This is a genomic window from Pseudomonas sp. JZ134, assembly GCF_051027695.1.
Lineage (GTDB): Bacteria > Pseudomonadota > Gammaproteobacteria > Pseudomonadales > Pseudomonadaceae > Chryseomonas > Chryseomonas luteola.
On record NZ_CP069250.1, the window covers coordinates 2421784 to 2440302 of the forward strand.

19 protein-coding genes are annotated in these 18519 nt (G+C 55.8%); 3 read left to right on the top strand and 16 right to left on the bottom strand.

What is annotated here, in order from left to right; all coding sequences use genetic code 11:
* Positions 1-8: 8 nt before the first annotated feature.
* Together ccmB and ccmA are read right to left on the bottom strand one after the other, a co-directional pair.
* A complete protein-coding gene (ccmB, locus tag JQR86_RS11240; protein ID WP_010797952.1) occupies positions 9-680 on the bottom strand; it encodes a heme exporter protein CcmB in 672 nt (223 codons plus the stop codon).
* Complete coding sequence (ccmA, locus tag JQR86_RS11245) at positions 677-1300, bottom strand: cytochrome c biogenesis heme-transporting ATPase CcmA (RefSeq protein ID WP_404627657.1); 624 nt, start codon at positions 1298-1300, stop codon at positions 677-679. Before ccmA ends, ccmB begins: the two co-directional genes overlap by 4 nt.
* Positions 1301-1443: 143 nt before the next feature.
* On the opposite strand from ccmA, the gene JQR86_RS11250 reads away from it, so the two are divergent.
* Entirely contained in the window at positions 1444-2967 is a 1524-nt protein-coding gene (locus tag JQR86_RS11250) for a flagellar hook-length control protein FliK (RefSeq protein ID WP_434153593.1), read from the top strand.
* Complete coding sequence (locus JQR86_RS11255) at positions 2964-3278, top strand: EscU/YscU/HrcU family type III secretion system export apparatus switch protein (protein WP_074825278.1); 315 nt, start codon at positions 2964-2966, stop codon at positions 3276-3278. The genes JQR86_RS11250 and JQR86_RS11255 overlap by 4 nt, the downstream gene beginning before the upstream one ends.
* A 124-nt stretch (positions 3279-3402) precedes the next feature.
* Here the strand turns inward: JQR86_RS11255 and JQR86_RS11260 are convergent, their stop codons facing one another.
* From JQR86_RS11260 to flhA, 14 genes are all read right to left on the bottom strand, one after another.
* The gene (locus JQR86_RS11260; RefSeq protein WP_010797948.1) at positions 3403-3801 is read right to left on the bottom strand and encodes a DUF2802 domain-containing protein; all 399 of its coding nucleotides are present in this window, start codon (positions 3799-3801) and stop codon (positions 3403-3405) included.
* The gene (locus tag JQR86_RS11265) at positions 3801-4280 is read right to left on the bottom strand and encodes a chemotaxis protein CheW (RefSeq protein WP_010797947.1); all 480 of its coding nucleotides are present in this window, start codon (positions 4278-4280) and stop codon (positions 3801-3803) included. The genes JQR86_RS11260 and JQR86_RS11265 overlap by 1 nt, the downstream gene beginning before the upstream one ends.
* A gap of 93 nt (positions 4281-4373) precedes the next feature.
* Positions 4374-5246 (bottom strand): CheW domain-containing protein, encoded by an 873-nt coding sequence (locus tag JQR86_RS11270; protein ID WP_150347624.1) that lies wholly within the window; start codon positions 5244-5246, stop codon positions 4374-4376.
* 77 nt (positions 5247-5323) lie between these two features.
* The gene (locus JQR86_RS11275) at positions 5324-6115 is read right to left on the bottom strand and encodes a ParA family protein (protein ID WP_150347625.1); all 792 of its coding nucleotides are present in this window, start codon (positions 6113-6115) and stop codon (positions 5324-5326) included.
* A 92-nt stretch (positions 6116-6207) separates the two neighbouring features.
* The gene (gene motD, locus JQR86_RS11280) at positions 6208-7029 is read right to left on the bottom strand and encodes a flagellar motor protein MotD (protein WP_010797944.1); all 822 of its coding nucleotides are present in this window, start codon (positions 7027-7029) and stop codon (positions 6208-6210) included.
* Positions 7030-7032: 3 nt separating this feature from the next.
* Positions 7033-7773 (bottom strand): flagellar motor protein, encoded by a 741-nt coding sequence (locus JQR86_RS11285; protein ID WP_010797943.1) that lies wholly within the window; start codon positions 7771-7773, stop codon positions 7033-7035.
* Positions 7774-7858: 85 nt separating this feature from the next.
* Positions 7859-8962, bottom strand: a complete 1104-nt coding sequence (locus JQR86_RS11290) for a protein-glutamate methylesterase/protein-glutamine glutaminase (protein ID WP_074825269.1) — start codon at positions 8960-8962, stop codon at positions 7859-7861.
* A 28-nt stretch (positions 8963-8990) separates the two neighbouring features.
* Positions 8991-11216, bottom strand: coding sequence for a chemotaxis protein CheA (locus tag JQR86_RS11295; RefSeq protein ID WP_434153594.1), 2226 nt, complete (start codon positions 11214-11216; stop codon positions 8991-8993).
* Positions 11217-11242: 26 nt separating this feature from the next.
* Positions 11243-12028: a protein phosphatase CheZ gene (locus tag JQR86_RS11300; RefSeq protein ID WP_010797940.1), complete on the bottom strand. Its 786-nt coding sequence runs from the start codon at positions 12026-12028 to the stop codon at positions 11243-11245.
* A 19-nt stretch (positions 12029-12047) separates the two neighbouring features.
* The gene (locus JQR86_RS11305) at positions 12048-12422 is read right to left on the bottom strand and encodes a chemotaxis response regulator CheY (protein WP_173869067.1); all 375 of its coding nucleotides are present in this window, start codon (positions 12420-12422) and stop codon (positions 12048-12050) included.
* A 79-nt stretch (positions 12423-12501) separates the two neighbouring features.
* Positions 12502-13242, bottom strand: coding sequence for an RNA polymerase sigma factor FliA (gene fliA, locus JQR86_RS11310; protein ID WP_010797938.1), 741 nt, complete (start codon positions 13240-13242; stop codon positions 12502-12504).
* Entirely contained in the window at positions 13239-14066 is an 828-nt protein-coding gene (gene fleN, locus JQR86_RS11315) for a flagellar synthesis regulator FleN (RefSeq protein WP_010797937.1), read from the bottom strand. The genes fliA and fleN overlap by 4 nt, the downstream gene beginning before the upstream one ends.
* Before the next feature lie 175 nt (positions 14067-14241).
* The gene (gene flhF / locus JQR86_RS11320; protein WP_434153595.1) at positions 14242-15570 is read right to left on the bottom strand and encodes a flagellar biosynthesis protein FlhF; all 1329 of its coding nucleotides are present in this window, start codon (positions 15568-15570) and stop codon (positions 14242-14244) included.
* A 10-nt stretch (positions 15571-15580) separates the two neighbouring features.
* Entirely contained in the window at positions 15581-17680 is a 2100-nt protein-coding gene (flhA, locus tag JQR86_RS11325) for a flagellar biosynthesis protein FlhA (RefSeq protein ID WP_407363366.1), read from the bottom strand.
* 279 nt (positions 17681-17959) lie between these two features.
* Between flhA and sodC the strand changes: the two genes are divergently transcribed.
* On the top strand, positions 17960-18487 hold the full coding sequence (gene sodC / locus JQR86_RS11330) for a superoxide dismutase family protein (RefSeq protein ID WP_074825257.1): 528 nt from the start codon (positions 17960-17962) through the stop codon (positions 18485-18487).
* The last annotated feature ends 32 nt before the right edge of the window (positions 18488-18519 follow it).

Below are 18519 nucleotides of genomic sequence, written 5' to 3' on the forward strand. Positions count from 1 at the left end.
GTTCCACATTATTCACCCACACTGATCCGTAACCCAGCGCCAATAGCGAATGGAGAGAACGTCAGCGATAAAACCATCAAACTTCCCAGCCACAAAAGCTGTCCTGCGGCGGGCATTCCATGAAGAGAGGCTTGCAATGCACCGCTGCCTAGAATGAGCACCGGAATGTAAAGCGGAAGAATAAGCAGAGCCAGCAGCAACCCGCCCCGCTTGAGCCCTACAGTCAGCGCTGCACCTACAGCACCCAGTAAACTCAACACAGGCGTACCGAGCAGCAACGATAGCAGCAGCACCCCCAAACACTGGACAGGAAGCCCCAGCATGAGCGCCAGGACAGGCGAGAGCACGATTAACGCCAGTCCGGTAAACACCCAGTGCGCCATCACCTTGGCTAATACCAGAACAAAGAGTGGGTGCGGCGAGAGCACCCATTGCTCAAGTGAGCCGTCCTCAAAATCGCTACGAAACAGGCCGTCCAGTGAAAGCAATACCGCCAACAAGGCAGCGACCCAAATCAACCCTGGCGACAGCTCTTTCAACAGCTGGCTTTCAGGTCCCACCGCCAGGGGAAACAGGGCAATCACGATCGCAAAGAACACCAAGGGATTGGCCAGCTCCACCGGGCGTCGGCATAGCAGTAGCGCTTCACGTTTAAGCAGAAGCACGAAGAGCCCGCTCATGAGACCCCCTGCCCTAGCTCTAGCTGGCGATAGCGCGTCGGCGTTTGCGTCATTTGATGATGCGTAGTAAGCACCACTGCTCCACCCTGTTCACAGTGCTGGCTCAAATGCCGCTCAAGATGCTCCACCGCTTGGCGGTCGAGAGCCGTAAACGGCTCATCGAGTACCCACAAGGCAGGAGGGTCAAGATACAGGCGAGCCAATGCGACACGACGCTGTTGTCCGGCAGAGAGCGTATGGCAGGGAACATCCTCGAAGCCAGACAGCCCTACGCTGTCCAGAGCCTGCCAGATCGCTTCCCGAGTGGCGGGCTTGTTCAAAGCGCACAACCAAGTAAGGTTTTCCTCGGCAGTCAGGAGTCCCTTGATTCCAGTCGCATGGCCAAGCCAGAGTAACTGGCTGAACGGCTCGTGTCGCTGCCTACCAGCCAGACGCACCTCACCGGCCGTTGGAGCCATAAGCCCTGCCAGAAGACGTAGCAGACTGGTTTTACCGCTGCCATTCGGCCCCATTATCTGCAGCATTTCACCAGATTCGAGCACAAGATCCAGCTGCTCGAACAGCACGCGCTCGTCACGCTCACAGGTGAGCGCAACGGCTTCAAGACAAGGGGGTATCACTACACGCAACCATTGGCATCAAGTCGGAACGGAATCGGCCGCTATAGTAGGCTGGAAACAAGACCAAGCCCGTCAATTGGCCAGCATTATACACATCACGCCAGCCTGGACGACCGACTGCATGAAACTATCAGAGTGGCTACATGGCTGACATAGGCACTATCCGCCCCGCTTCTGCCCCAGCTGTCCCAACGCGGGCTGCGTTACCCGCCGAGCCGGTCGTGCGGATTACCTTACCGACAGAAAGCCCTCTGCTGCCCGGCGAAACAGCCCAGGCGCAAGTTGTTGCCCTTAAGCAGAACCTGCAGAGTTTTCAGTTATTGCTGCAGTTGACGCTTGCCAATGGACGTCAACTTACCCTACCGGCGGAAAGCACTTCACCCCTGCCAACCGGTTCGCTACTAAACATCATGGCGTTATCGTCTACCCGCCTGGCTGTACAGATCGAGGCCAAGGCAGAGACGCCTTTGAAAAGCCTGGATACCAAAGCGCTTCCGCCAGGCACCCTGCTGCAGACGCGAGTGGTCAGCAGTCAACCAGCCGACGCCTCTGAGGGGCAGATATCCTTCAAATCCGTTGTGACATTGCTCAACGGTGCCCTTGCAGGCAAACAACTGATAATCGAATCGCTAAATGCCCTTAAGCCCGGCAGCCTGATAACGGTTGCGGTACGCGATGCACAGCAGGTTGCTCTGGTGCCCTCCAGCGGAAGACTTGATCAGATTGAGCTGGGACAGCAGTTGACGGCTCAGTTCCAACGACAAGGCTCGCTGGCCCAGTTGTTTCAAGCTCTGCCGCTACTAACGGACTCGCCCGCCACGCCCGGCGTGTTGCGCGATACGCTTGGTCAGCTGCTCGCCTCCGTACCCGAGGTTGAAGAACTCAAGAACCCGGATGTCGTAAAAACCCTGTTCGAGCGAAGCGGCATTTTGCTGGAGCGACACCTTATTTCAGGTGAGACCGAACGGCTACCGCAGGATTACAAGACGCTCCTGCTCCGCCTGATCAGTCAACTGAGCCAGGCTACAACGACCTCCACTTTTCCTCCTCAAGTCGGCGTGCCAAACCTGCCAGGAAGCCTGCGCAATGCCCTAACGGCATTAGGTCAAGGCAACCCTAAGCATGCTGCGTTGAGCTTTCCCCTGCCATCACGGGTAGTTAGCTCGCTGCTGCAGGAAGGCATGGAGCTTGAAGAACTGCTCAAGTTGGCAACAGCAGCCCTATCACGCCTGCAAACTCATCAGCTGTCAGGCGTTGAACAGACACAGCACTACCCGGATGGATCCATGCTGCTTACTTGGCAAGGGGAACTTCCCATGCGTAACGGTGAGCGCATCACCAGTCTGCAATACAAGCTGCAAGAGGAACGCCCTTCCAAAAGCGCTGGCGAACTGCGTGACAGCATCTGGAAACTCGATCTTGCCTTTGACCTCGAGCCGCTTGGCAATATGCAGGTCGAAGCCAAACTTGCTCGCGGTACGCTTTCGAGCCAGTTCTGGGCCGAGCAGAAGGAAACCGCTGCGCTCATCACCCATGAGCTGGAGCACTTCAAGGAGCAATTGCTTGAGGCCGGACTTCTGGTAGGCGAGCTGCAATGCACACTGGGAAAACCGGTGCGTGGACTACGCACTCACATTGAAGAACGCTGGATAGATGAAAGCGCATGAGTACTTCGAAGCAGGCTATTGCACTGGTCTATGACGGCCAGACCGCTCCCACCCTAACAGCCAAAGGCGATGCAGATCTTGCCGAAGCCATTCTGGCATTGGCCAGAGAGCACGAAATCCCTATCTATGAGAACGCTGACCTGGTACGCCTGCTGGCACGCCTTGAGCTTGGCGATGCCATTCCTGAAGCGCTGTACCGCACGATTGCCGAAATCATCGCGTTCGCCTGGTATCTGAAGGGCAAGCATCCGCAGAGCCTGTCATGCAGGCAGGATGATCCCATCCTATCGGCGCTATCCGGAAAATGCTGAAACATCTTATCGAGAGCACAAAAAAGCCATCAGTGCATGACTGATGGCTTTCCGGGAAATGAAGAAATGCAAGGCCTGCCGGATATGACACAAGATCTGTGGCAGGCTTGCGAGATGCACTTTGTCAGGATTGCTGACGCGCCTTATGCATCTTACTGATCAGTTCGGCCTCGGCCCGTGAAAGGCCGCAGGACTGGGTCAGATCATCGACGCTGGCACCCAACCCCACAAGGCGCGCAGCCTGACTGAACGACAGGCTGGCCGGATCGCTTTGTTCGATACGGGTCAGCCTGTCAGGCAGGGGTGCAACCATCTCATTGATTTCATGCAATTGCTCCCCCATACGGACCGTGCCGGCCTGATAGGTTTCCAGCCGCTTGGCTAGAGCCCTCAAGCGCTTTTCGGTTGTTTCCTCATGCTGGGCAAGCTTTGACGCCTGCCGTTTAAGCTCCTGCCATAGCAGAAAGCAGGCACCCGCCAGCCCAAGGCAAATGAACACCAGCACGATCAACGCTGCCAACATTAGATACTTTCCAACTCAGACCATTCTTCTTCGCTCATCATCTTATCCAATTCGACAAGAATCAGCAGCTCGCCGTTCTTGTTGCAAACGCCCTGGATAAACTTGGCGGACTCATCGTTACCCACGTTTGGCGCGGTTTCGATTTCAGATTGACGTAAATAAACGACTTCAGCCACGCTGTCGACAAGAATACCAACGACTTGCTTGTCGGCCTCGATAATCACGATACGGGTGTTATCCGTGATCTCGGCAGAGTCCAGGCCAAAACGCTGACGTGTATCAATTACCGTCACGACGTTACCGCGCAGGTTGATGATACCCAGCACGTAGCTTGGAGCACCTGGCACCGGAGCTATTTCCGTATAGCGCAGCACTTCCTGAACCTGCATGACGTTGATACCGTACGTCTCGTTGTCCAGACGGAAGGTTACCCACTGCAGGATTGGATCTTCGGAACCTTGTGCAGACGTTTTCTTCATTTTCCCAGCCTCGTTGATACCGCCTTGGCGGTCTTGGCGGTCTTCCCGCCTTGGTTGATCCAGAATCGACCCTTTAAGCGTAGGTCAACCCTTCTATTGTTTCCTTTGCTTTGCAGCACCGCTTTCAATCAGCGCCGCAAGCGCCGATACATCCAGCAAGGCACACATATGCTCAATTACCGTTCCCGCCAGCCATGGCCGCTGGGATCGTTGCGTTCGCCATTTGACCTCGGCAGGGTCCAGACGTATCGAACGGCTGACCTGGTGTACCGCAATTCCCCAGTCATACCCTTCAACCGAGATAACGAACCGGAGGCCTTCCTTGAAGTCTTCGCGGTAGCGCTCTGGCATGACCCAGCGCGCGGCATCCAATACCTTCAAATTACCCTGCGGGCTGGGCAGGATGCCCAGGAACCAATCGGGCTGACCAAACAATGGCGTCAGCTCGCGGCCTTCCAGTGAATGAATCGTTCCCAAACATATCAGCGGCACAGCAAGGGTCAGCCCCGCCACGTCGAACAACAGACATTCAAACGGCTCTTCAGCCCATTCCGGCCTTCCGTCGTCGCTTACCTTGAAAGGCTGCACCTGCTGCTCGACAGCCTGAACAGTTCTTAACGGAATAACGGTATCGACAAATTTTTCCGGCTCTGCCACTACAGGCTTAACAACCGGCACCACAGGGAGGCTGTTCTGGGCAGGCGTTTCCCTGACCTGGGCATCGCGTGCCTTCTCCTCACGTACAGCCGCCTCGAACTCGTCCAAAGACACGCTTTGGACCGTAGGCGCAACAGGATCAGGCGCAGCCACGGACACCACTTCAACCAACGAGACGACAACCGCCTCATGCTGGAGGGCGGCAGGCGTCTCTACCGGCAGCTCGAGTGTCGCCTCCATCAGCAGCGCATCCAGATAGGACTGCAAAGCCAGCTGTGGACGAATTTCAGTGCTAGTAGAACGGCTCATGTCACGTATCACACTTCAAGATTGAAGAAACTATCGGCTGGATACCGCAAAAACTTGAGTACTGCATCACTATGTCTTCACGCGACGTTCATTGAGGCAGGCTGCATATCAAGCAGATGCTTAAGCAACGCCCTATATGCAATGACACCACGACTATTCGCATCGTTCTGCGAGGGGGTTATCCCAGCACGGCTGGCATCCCGCAGCTTGGTATCAATGGGAACGAACGCTTGCCACAGATGCTCGACGTAATTGTCTCGGAGGTATTTGAGCGTCCCCAGCGAAGCCTGGGTACGCCGGTCGAACAGCGTCGGTACGATCGTGTAAGGAAGCGCCTGTTTTCTGGAGCGGTTGATCATGGCCAATGTATTGACCATGCGCTCCAATCCTTTGATCGCCAGAAATTCCGTTTGCACAGGAATGACCAACTGCTGGCTTGCCGCCAATGCATTGACCATCAGAATGCCCAACAAGGGCGGACTGTCGATCAGGGCATAATCAAAATCATTCCACAACTGCGCGAGGCTTTTGGAAATCACCAACCCCATGCCATTCTGCCCCGGCGATTGCCGCTCCAAGGTCGCCAGCGCCGTACTGGCCGGCAGCATTGAGATGCGCTCATGGCTGGTCGGTAGCAGAAGTTGCTTGGGTAGCCCGTCCGGAACCTGCCCCTGATGCAGGAACAGTTCGAAGGCGCTGCGTTCCAGTCGATCCGGGTCCTGTCCAAAATAACTCGTCAAAGAGCCATGGGGGTCAAGATCGACCATCAGGACACGCTTGCCCGAGTCAGCCAGAAGCCCTGCCAGCGAAACAGACGTTGTTGTCTTGCCTACTCCGCCCTTTTGATTGGCTATTGCCCAAACTCTCACGTTCTACCCTCCCCAGGCAGCATACTGCATTGCCAAGGCCAAGCCGCTGGATATACCAGCGGCGAAGATTTGACAGCGATTGGTTCTATCGCTTACTTGGAGGGAGCAGGTGCACTTTGCGTGCCATTTCTACCAGAAGCGGAGCGCTCCTGAAAACCACTCACGCCACGGTGAATGTCGACATTTCGTGAAATGAGCAACACCACCCGACGGTTCCGCGCCCTGCCCTCAGGGGTGGAGTTATCTGCTATTGGTTGATAGCTGCCATACCCGACCACGGCGAGCCGTTCGGGTGTAACGCCATCACCAATCAGCAGCCGAGCAATACTGGCGGATCGCGCCGCTGAAAGCTCCCAGTTGGTGGGGTATTGAGGCGTACTGATGGGAATATTGTCAGTAAACCCTTCTACCTGAATCGGGTTCTTGTAAGGCGCCAGAATTTTGGCAACCTTCGCCATCAAGCCAAAGGCTGGATCGCCTGGAATGGCATCCCCGCTAGGAAAAAGCAGATTGGAATTCAGCTCGATTTCCAACCAGGTCTCGGTTGCCCTCAGAGTCATCTGGTCTGAATTGATGAGATCGCCAAAGGCGTTCTGCATACTGGTTGCTATCTGCTCAAGCGGATCGACTGCTTGAGTAGTCGCCGGCGCGTTATCTGATGCAGGCGTATTCTGCTCGATGGTAGGCTGAACGCTGCGAGGCACCTGATCCCCAATGGGAATAGGTTTCATGGAGCGATCCGGCTCTGTAAAGATACCGGTCAGCGTCTCGGATAGAATCTTGTACTTGCCCTCATTGATGGATGAGATGGAATACATCACAACAAAGAAGGCAAACAGCAAGGTGATGAAATCCGCGTAGGACACCAGCCAGCGTTCGTGATTTTCATGCTCCTCGTGTCGACGGCGACGCATCGGTTACTCCATGAAGCCTTGCAGCTTGAGTTCGATGGAACGAGGGTTTTCACCTTCGCCAATAGACAGCAAACCTTCTAGAAGCATTTCTCGGTAGCGAGTTTGACGCAGCACCATGCCTTTGAGCTTGTTGGCAATCGGAAGCAGTAACAGGTTAGCGAATGCAACCCCATAAATTGTGGCTACGAATGCAACAGCAATCCCGTTACCCAGCTGGGAGGGGTTTGCCAAGTTCTGCATGACATGGATAAGCCCCATCACGGCACCGATAATCCCAATGGTAGGCGCATACCCACCCATGGCCTCGAACAGCTTGGCCGCCTGGATATCACGATCTTCCTGGCCATACATATCGACTTCCAGAATGCTGCGAATGGCTTCAGGCTCGGCACCATCGACCAGCAGCTGCAGGCCTTTGCGAGCGAATGGATCACGTTCGGCATCCACGAGCGGTTCAAGCCCCAGCAGACCTTCCTTACGGGCAGACATGCTCCAGCCAATGATGCGATTGATACCGGCTGGCATGTCGACTCTTGGCGGCAAGAAAACCCAACTGAGCATTGTCAGGGAGCGCTTGAGAACACGGATAGGCGTCTGCAGCATGGCCGCACCGCATGTGCCGCCCAGTACGATCAGGGCAGCAGGCCCGTTGAGTAGAGCGGCGATGGTGCCGCCCTCAAGAAAATTACCTCCAATGATGGCAATAAAGGCCAACAGGATGCCAATCAGGCTCAAGACATCCACACATCATCTCCCTAAGGCATGGCAGCAAGCCAAAACCTGTCAAATTCAAATCCGGCGCCGCTCCTGCCTAGCAAGAGCGGTACCATTACATGCACGCGTCAGTAATGTGTCGACCGATGTCGTCAAGACTGTAGACGGCATCTGCCAGATTTGCCTTGACCACGGCCATGGGCATGCCATAAATCACGCAGCTGGCCTCGTCCTGCGCCCAGATCTGGCTACCACCCTGCTTGAGCAGGCGAGCACCCTCACGGCCATCAGAGCCCATGCCGGTCAGCACCACCGCCAATACCTTGTCCGGGAAAATCTTGGCCGCCGAGCCAAAGGTGATATCGACGCAGGGCTTGTAATTCAGCCGCTCATCGCCCGGCAATATCTTCACGCCGCCACGCCCGTCCAGCATCATCTGCTTGCCGCCAGGCGCCAGTAGCGCCAGCCCAGGACGAAGCTGATCGCCATCCTCAGCTTCCTTGACAGAAATCTTGCACAATTTGTCCAGACGCTCTGCAAACGCCTTGGTAAAGGCGGCAGGCATGTGCTGAATCAGCACGATTGGCGCTGGAAAGTTGGCAGGCAATTGGGTCAGTACCCGTTGCAACGCCACAGGACCACCGGTCGACGTACCGATGGCCACCAGCTTGTAATTCTTGCGCCGTGGCGCAGCACTGGTCACCGACGCTGAAGCCGAGGAGCCTGCCGGATGTGCCGAAGCAGTCCGCGCCGCCGGGCGAGGGGTTGTTGAGGTGGGTGCAGGCGCATGGGCCGACACACTTCCAGACGACAACCGGCGGTTGCTGCGCGCAATGGTATGGATCTTCTCGCACAACAAGCGCTTTACGCTCTCGGGATGGCGGGAAATATCCTCGAAATTCTTGGGTAGATAATCTACCGCACCCGCATCCAGCGCATCGAGCGTAACCCGAGCGCCTTCATGCGTCAGCGACGAAAACATCAGAACAGGCGTCGGGCACTTCTGCATGATGTGCCGAACGGCCGTAATGCCATCCATGAAGGGCATCTCATAATCCATGGTAACGACGTCGGGTTTCAACGCCATCACCTGATCAATCCCTTCACGCCCATTGGTCGCCGTACCGACGACCGTAATATTGGGATCACCCGCCAGGATTTCAGTCAAACGGCGGCGGAAGAAACCCGAATCATCCACCACCAACACTCTTACAGCCATATGACACTCCTAACGGCGGGGCTTCGACTCAAATACCGCGGCGCGCGTAGCGCTTGAGCATGCTCGGTACGTCAAGGATCAATGCGATCCGGCCATCACCTGTAATGGTGGCTCCCGACATACCCGGCGTTCCTTGCAACATCTTGCCTAATGGCTTGATGACTACTTCTTCCTGACCTACGAGTTGATCCACAACAAAACCGATGCGTTGCGTACCGACCGACAGGATAACAACGTGACCTTCCTGCTGTTGCTCATCGTAAGCTGCATCCTTGACCAGCCAGCGCTTGAGGTAGAACAGCGGCAGTGCTTTGTCGCGAACCACGACCACTTCCTGACCGTCGACCACATTGGTGCGGGAGAGGTCCAGGTGGAAGATCTCGTTCACGTTGACCAGTGGGAATGCAAAGGCCTGATCGCCCAGCATTACCATCAGGGTTGGCATGATCGCCAGGGTCAGCGGGACCTTGATCACAATCTTGGAGCCCTGCCCCTTGTTGGAGAAGACGTTTACCGTGCCGTTAAGCTGAGTAATCTTGGTCTTCACCACGTCCATGCCCACACCACGACCGGAAATATCGGAGATTTCGGTCTTGGTTGAAAAGCCTGGTGCAAAGATCAGGTTGTAGCATTCAAGATCGGTCAAACGTTCCGCCGCGTCCTTGTCAAGCAGGCCTTTTTCAACAGCCTTGGCGCGCAGAGCGTTGGGATCCATCCCTTTGCCATCGTCGGAAATGGCCAACAGGATATGATCGCCCTCCTGCTCCGCAGACAGAACGACACGGCCCGCACGGGCTTTGCCATTCTTCTCGCGCTCGGCAGGCTCCTCGATTCCATGGTCGACCGCGTTGCGCACCAAGTGCACCAGTGGGTCAGCCAAGGCCTCTACTAAGTTCTTGTCGAGATCGGTTTCTTCACCCACAAGCTCAAGGTTGATTTCTTTCTTCAGGTTGCGCGCCAAGTCACGAACCAGACGCGGGAAGCGTCCGAATACCTTCTTGATTGGCTGCATGCGCGTCTTCATGACCGAGGTCTGAAGATCCGCTGTCACAACGTCCAAGTTTGATACAGCCTTGGCCATGGCCTCATCGCCACTGTTCAGCCCAAGACGAACCAGACGATTACGCACCAGCACCAGCTCACCGACCATGTTCATGATCTCGTCGAGACGGGCGGTGTCCACACGCACGGTTGTTTCAGCTTCGCTGGCCGGCTTCTCGCCTGCCGGGGCCGCCGCCGCACGCGGTTCAGCTTTGGGTGCTGCGCTGGCTGCCGGTGCAGGGGCCGCTGCAGGCTGGGGCTTCGCCACAGGAGCAGATGCTGCCTTGGCAACCGGAGCAGGTGCAGGCGCTACAGGAGCAGCCGCAACACCACCATCGAAACGGCCCTTTCCATGCAGCTCATCCAGCAGGGATTCGAACTCGTCATCCGTGATCTCGTCACCTGACTTGGCTACCGGAGCAGCAGCCTTGGCAGGCTCGGACGGCGCTGCAACAGCAGCATCGAACTTACCTTTGCCGTGCAGCTGATCCAGCAGAGATTCAAACTCATCATCCGTGATCTCGTCACCTGACTTGGCTACCGGAGCAGCAGCCTTGGCAGGCTCGGACGGCGCTGCAACAGCAGCATCGAACTTACCTTTGCCATGCAGCTGATCCAGCAGGGATTCAAACTCGTCATCGGTGATTTCGTCGCCAGATGCAGGTACGGCCGAGCCAACGGCTGCCACAGGTGCAGGCTCATTCCCGATTGCATCGAGGAGTCGGTCAAACTCATCGTCGCTTACATCACTGGCAGCAGGTGCCTGGACAGCAACCACAGGGACCTGAACCGGCTCCACAGCAGCGGGAGCAGGTTCGGCGCCTTCAGGCTCCGCCAGACGTGCCAAGGCAGCCAGCAGCTCAGGAGTAGCCGGTGTCGGCTCAGTACGCTCACGTACCTGGCCGAACATTTCGTTTACCGTATCCAGAGCTTGAAGGACAACGTCCATCAGCTCGGCATCAACGCGGCGCTCACCCTTACGCAGGATGTCGAACACGTTTTCGGCAATGTGGCAGCACTCAACAAGGGCGTGCAGCTGGAGGAAGCCTGCCCCTCCCTTTACCGTGTGGAATCCACGGAAGATGGCGTTGAGAAGATTCATATCATCCGGGCGGCTTTCGAGTTCCACCAATTGCTCGGACAACAATTCGAGAATCTCGCCGGCCTCTACCAGGAAATCCTGGAGGATTTCTTCATCGGCGTCGAAGCTCATTCATGCACTCTCCAAAAAGGCCAGGTTTAGAAACCAAGGCTGGACAGAAGGTCATCTACGTCATCCTGGCTGGATACGACGTCTTCTCTTTTATCGGCATGAATCTGCGGACCTTCACCCTTCGAAGACTTTTCTTTTTGAATTTCTTCGATGGCCTTGACGTGGTCGTGGCTAATTCCTGCATAACGATCCACCTGACCGGCCATACGGACCAGCTTGACGAGATCGCGCTCGACTTGTGTAACAAGGTTCGTCACACGCTTGATGACTTGACCGGTAAGATCCTGATAGTCCTGCGCCAACAGGATATCGTTCAGCAACGAAGACAGCTTGTGGGCGTCCTCATCGCTGCGCCCCAGAAACGCACCGACTCGCTTGGCCAGCTCGCGGAACTCCTCGGCACTGAGCTCGCGCCGCATAAAGCGGCCCCACTCGGCGTGGAGGTCATGAGCGTCCTTACCAAATGATTCGATAAGCGGTGTGCTGGCATCGACCAAGTCCATGGTACGGTTGGCAGCACGCTCCGTCATTTCCACAACGTAGCTTAGGCGATCGGTGGCGTCTGCAATGTTTGTTACTTCATTGGCATAGGACGCCTGGGGATCGATCTGGAAGTTGACGATCGCGTTGTGCAACTCACGCGTCAGCTTGCCGATTTCCTGATACAGACCACGATCTCGCACCTGATTGAGCTCATTGATGAGCTGCACTGCCTGGCTGAAATTGCCATCTTCAAGGCTGGCAACCAGCTCTTGGGCATGCTTTTTCAGGGTCGATTCCAGGTCTTCGAATGATTTACTGCCAAGGTCCATAACATCCTCGAGATGGTTATCAGCCGTTGACCCGCTCAAAGATCTTGTCGATCTTTTCTTTGAGCACCTGGGCAGTAAACGGCTTCACAACGTAACCATTCACACCCGCTTGAGCTGCCTCGACAATTTGTTCGCGCTTGGCTTCGGCCGTTACCATCAGAACAGGCAGGTTCTTCAGGCGTGCATCGGCACGGACTTCCCGTAGCAGGTCGATACCGGTCATACCCGGCATGTTCCAGTCCGTTACCAGGAAGTCGAAGTTGCCGCTTTGCAGCATCGGCAACGCCGTCAAGCCGTCGTCGGCCTCGGTAGTATTGGTGAACCCCAGATCTCGCAGCAGATTCTTGATGATGCGTCTCATGGTGGAAAAATCGTCCACGATGAGAATTTTCATATCTTTGTCCAAGTCGACCTCCATCCTTACCCCAGACATGCCTCTTCAAAGGCATGCCATACATGCTTAGTGTTTTGCCTTAGCGCGAACGCCATTCAGCCAGACGAGCCCGCAGACGTGCTGCGCACTGACTGTGCAGTTGACAGACTCGGGATTCACTTACCCCAAGCACCTCTCCGATTTCCTTTAGGTTCAACTCCTCGTCGTAATACAGCGACAAGACGAGACGCTCACGCTCTGGAAGATTGGCAATGGCTTCCGCCAGGGCCTGCTTGAAACGATCATCTTCCAGTCCTCGACCTGGCTCGAAATCATGGGCTCCGCTCTCTTCGAGACCGTGCTCACCCTCTTCCATCAAGTCATCGAAGCTGAACAGGCGACTTCCCAATGTGTCATTGAGAATGCCGTAATATTCTTCAAGGCTTACACCAAGTTCGGCAGCAACTTCAGGATCTTTAGCGTCACGACCCGTTCTTGCTTCAACAGCACGAATCGCATCGGCCACCATACGGCTGTTACGATGCACCGAACGAGGTGCCCAATCACCTTTGCGAACCTCGTCCAGCATGGCTCCGCGGATACGGATACCGGCATAGGTTTCAAAGCTTGCACCTTTGCCGGCATCGTACTTCTTGGAGGCCTCGAGCAGGCCGATCATGCCGGCCTGCATGAGATCTTCCACCTGTACATTGGCAGGCAGACGCGCCAACAGGTGATAGGCAATGCGCTTGACCAGCGGCGCATACTGATTGATCAGTTGCTCCTGCTGTGAATGGGTCTGAGATTTACTGTACATACGGAGACCGCTGGACGCTGTCATACATTTGGCCCTACAGTGGGTTGCACCAATCGTTCGACGAAAAACTCCAAGTGACCGCGTGGGTTGGCCGGCAAGGGCCAAGCATCCACCTTCTGGGCAATAGCCCGGAAAGCCAGAGCGGCTTTGGAGCGCGGGTATGCTTCGTATACGGACCGCTGCTTCTGGACGGCTTTCCGTACACATTCATCAAAAGGAACCGCACCCACATACTGCAGAGCCACATCCAAGAAACGGTCAGTTACCTTGGTCAGCTTAGCAAAGAGATTGCGACCTTCCTGGGGCGTCAATGCCATATTCGCCAGTACGCGAAACCGCGTGATTCCATGATCGCGGTTGAACATCTTGATAAGCGCATAAGCGTCCGTGATCGAAGTAGGCTCATCACAGACCACCAGAAGCACCTCCTGAGCAGCCCGTACAAAGCTCACAACCGAATCACCGATGCCAGCAGCCGTATCGACAACAAGCACATCGATATCGTTGCTGATGTCACTGAATGCCTGGATCAGACCGGCATGTTGAAGAGACGACAACTGCACCATGGCTTGCGCACCGGAAGCGGCCGGAACGACCCGGATACCGCCAGGGCCTTGCAAAATCACGTCGCGAAGATCACATTTACCTTCGATCACATCGGCGAGTGTCTGCTTCGGAGTCAACCCGAGCAAAACGTCGACGTTTGCCAAGCCCAAGTCGGCATCGAGCAACATGACACGTCGGCCCAGTTCAGCCAACGCTAGCGAAAGGTTTACCGAAACATTGGTTTTCCCAACACCTCCCTTGCCGCCTGTCACTGCAATTACCTGTACGGGATGCATACCCATTGCTGTACACCTATGAAAAACCAGCCAGCCCGTAGAGGGCACTTATGGTGTAGCCAGATCGTTGTGCTAACGAGCCAGCTGGCACTAAACCTGAAGCGTGTACTGCTTTCTGACACTACGACGCCTGTAAACCTTCTGTTGCAAAAACCTTACCCAACTTGCAAAAAACTGTAACTTAACCGACGCGCTTGGCCGGCTTTTGATAGAGCTCGGCAAACATATCCGCCATGGTTTCCTCTGCAGGCTCGTCGGTCAGCTGACGATTGACTGCACGGCTAACCAGCTGATGCTTGCGCGCAATATGCAGGTCGTCAGGGATGCGAGGACCGTCGGAGAGATAGGCTACCGGGATATGATGGCTAATGGCTATACCGAGCGCTTCACCCAACGTCGCGGACTCATCCAGTTTGGTCAGAACACAACCAGCCAGACCGCACCCCTTGTAGTTGTGATAAGCCGCTTTCAGCACCTGGCTCTGGCTGGTTACTGCCATGACCAGATAGCTACGAATCTTCAGTTTCTCATTAGCCAGCGCTTCCAGCTGCAGACGCAGGGAGGGGTCATTGGCCGGGATACCTGCCGTATCGATCAGGACCATGCGCTTGCGGGCCAGTGGTTCAAGCGCCTGAGCCAACGACTGACGTGGATCTACAACGGTAACCGGCACATCGAGAATATGACCCAACGTCTTGATTTGCTCTTGGGCGCCGATGCGATGGCTATCCATGGTGACCAGCGCAAGACTTTGCGCGCCATACTTCAGAACATAGCTCGCTGCCATTTTGGACAGCGTAGTGGTCTTACCCGATCCGGCAGGACCGACAAACGCGACGATACCGCCCTCTTCCAGCAGATCAACCTGGGGCGTGTCGATTGCCTGGGTCAGGTGGGCCAACAGCATACGCCAGGCCTGACGGGGCTCGTTCACACTTGCTACACGCGCCATCAGGTCACGGCACAGATCAGCCGGAAGTCCCATGCGTTGCAGGCGGCGCCAGAAGTTTGCTTCGTCAGGACGCTTGTCCTGCATCTGGCCCCAGGCGATAGAGCCCAGCTGCACTTCAATCAATTCGCGTAGCCCGGTGATCTCGGAGCGCATGGCATCCAGCGCGCGGCGCTCTTCGGCAGAAGGCGCGGCGGCAACGGCAGGTGCTGGCTGGGCAACTTTGGGCTCGGAGATAACAGGTTCCTGGCGAGCGCTGATCTGCTCACTGCCAAAGAGTTGACTAGCGTTGGCTTGCGGCGCAGCGACACCCTGGTTAGGCGAGCGAATGGCCAGTTCAGCGTGGGCTTCGGCGATACGCACTTGGGTTTTACGCAGCTCGGCTTCCAGCGCAGCATTCGGCGCAGTGGGAGTCGGCGCTTGATAATCCAGGGCAGCGGTCAGCTCAATGCCACCGGCAACACGGCGATTGCTCAGGATCGCGGCATCTGCACCCAGTTCGTCACGAACCATTTTCATGGCTTGACGCATATCAGCAGCAAAAAAGCGTTTAACTTGCATGGTTCAAACCTCAGCCGTTCTGGCCAACCGTTGCGATAATGGTGACTTGTTTGTTATCCGGAATTTCCTGATAAGCCAGCACAGACATAGTGGGAACTGCCATTCTCGCGAAGCGGGACATCATCCCGCGAATCGCACCGGCTACCAGTAACACGACTGGCTTACCCATCATTTCTTGACGCTGTGCTGCATCTACCAGAGAGCGTTGCAATTTCTCGGCCATTCCTGGTTCCAGGAACATGCCATCTTCAACACCCTGTCCGGCCTTCTGCATACCATTAAGCAACATCTGTTCCAATCTCGGTTCCAGCGTAATAACAGGCAGCTCGGGCTCCAGTCCAATGATGTTCTGGACGATTGCACGGGACAGCGCCACACGAACCGACGAAACCATGACGGCGGGATCTTGACTACGCGGCGCCACATTCGCAATAGCCTCAGCAATCGTACGAACATCACGTACCGAGACCTGCTCCTGCAGCAATTGCTGCAATACCTTAAGAAGCGTAGACAAGGAAATCATGCCTGGCACCAGTTCTTCGGCCAACTTGGGCGAACTCTTGGCCAGAAGCTGCAGTAATTGCTGCACTTCTTCATGCCCCAACAGCTCGTGGGCATGCTTTTGGAGAACCTGGTTGAGGTGGGTCGCAACGACCGTGCTGGCATCGACCACGGTATAGCCCAGGGACTGCGCCTGATCACGCTGACTGACGTCAATCCAAACCGCATCAAGGCCAAACGCCGGATCTTTGGCAATCACACCATTCAACGTGCCGAATACCTGACCCGGGTTGATAGCCAGTTCGCGGTCCGGATAGATTTCGGCTTCCGCAACATTCACGCCCATCAACGTCAAACGATAAGCATTGGGCATCAGTTCCAGGTTGTCGCGAATATGTACAGCGGGCATAAGGAAGCCAAGATCCTGGGACAGCTTCTTGCGAACACCCTTGATACGCGTTAGCAGCTCACCGCCCTGGTTGCGATCCACCAAAGGAATCAGGCGATAACCTACTTCCAGGCCAACCATGTCGACAGGCGTTACGTCATCCCAGCCCAGCTCCTTGGTTTCAGCGGGGCGCTGTACGGGGGCCAGCTCCTGCTGACGCTTAGCTTCCTGCTCGGCCACTTGCTTGACCTTGCGCTGGCGATCCCAGATGAAATAGGCACCGGCAGCAGCCATGAAGCCCAAACCCAAGAACGGCACGTGCGGCATGCCGGGCACCAGACCCATGGCAATGATGATGGCCGCAGAGACAGCAAGCGCCTTTGGCGAGGCGAACATTTGACGGTTGACCTGCTGCCCCATGTCTTCGGAAGAAGACACACGCGTTACCATGATGGCAGCCGCAACAGACAGCAACAGCGAAGGCACCTGGGCAACCAGACCGTCACCAATAGTCAGCAGTGCATAGATACGGCCTGCATCGGCAATGCTCAGGTTATGCTGCATCATCCCGATCGCGATACCACCGAGCAGGTTAATGAACAGTACCAGCAGACCGGCAACCGCATCACCGCGAACGAATTTGCTGGCACCATCCATTGAGCCATAGAAGTCAGCTTCCTGACCTACCTCGGCACGACGCTTCTTTGCTTCGGCCTGATCGATCACACCGGCGTTCAGGTCAGCGTCGATGGCCATCTGCTTACCAGGCATGGCGTCCAGGGTGAAACGCGCGGATACTTCGGAGATACGACCAGCACCCTTGGTCACTACCACAAAGTTGATGATCATCAGGATGGCGAACACGACCGCACCGACAACGTAGTTACCACCCACCACTACGTCACCAAAGGCCTGAATCACCTTACCGGCAGCGGCATGGCCATCATGACCATGCAAAAGAACGACACGTGTAGACGCCACGTTCAATGCCAAGCGCAGCAACGTGGCCACGAGCAGGATCGTCGGAAACACCGCAAAGTCCAAAGGCCGTAGCGCATAAACGCTTACCAGCAATACCACGATCGACAGCGCGATATTGAAGGTAAACAGCACGTCCAGCAGAAACGGCGGGATCGGCAATGTCATCATGCCGAGCATGGCCAGAACCAATATCGGTACAGCCAGGTTACCGCGGCTCAGGCTGCGAACATTGGTCAACATTTGCCCGTGATTAACTTTCACAGTCGTTCCTCTTGAATGCCTTGCATATCAATCTTTTGACGTCAGAGCGTCTTGATGCAGGCTATTCAGCAAGCAACGGGCCAAGTTCCTTTTTTGTTTGAATTTGTTGCGTTTGCGCCTGTTATATCGGCCTGCACGACTGTTTTCTTGAGGCCGGCCTTTAGCCACTGTTGATACGAGCACCGTAATAAGGAAACCTGAACACGCATATGAGGTCCCTTCACAAGACGCGCATAAAGTGGATAACAGGAGAACCCGATGAAAAAATGGATTGCCGTAACGCTGATGTCAGCAGGACTCGCTGGTATGGCCCAGGCGGATGACGCCGTGACTGTTCCATTAAATATCGCAACAGAGAAAGGTCCGGGCGAAAGTGTAGGCAGCGTCACCATCGTAAAGACTGACTACGGCTTGGTATTTACACCTGAGCTAAAAGGGCTGGAGCCAGGGACACATGGATTCCATATTCATGCCAAACCCAGCTGTGACGCTGCAGAAGTCGATGGCAAGAACACGCCGGCAGGCGCCGCAGGCGGTCACTGGGACCCTGAGAATACCGGCAAGCATGACGCTCCCTGGGGCGACGGCCATAAAGGTGATCTGCCCGCCCTTTATGTCACAAGCGACGGAACAGCCTCTCAGCCCGTGCTGGCGCCGCGCCTGAAGGACTTGAATGAAATCAAAGGCCACGCTCTGATGGTTCACGTAGGTGGCGATAACCACTCGGATCATCCCAAACCGCTAGGCGGTGGTGGAGCCCGGATGGCGTGCGGGGTTATCAAGTAACAAGAAGGCCCCGTTCAGCGGGGCCCTCTTTA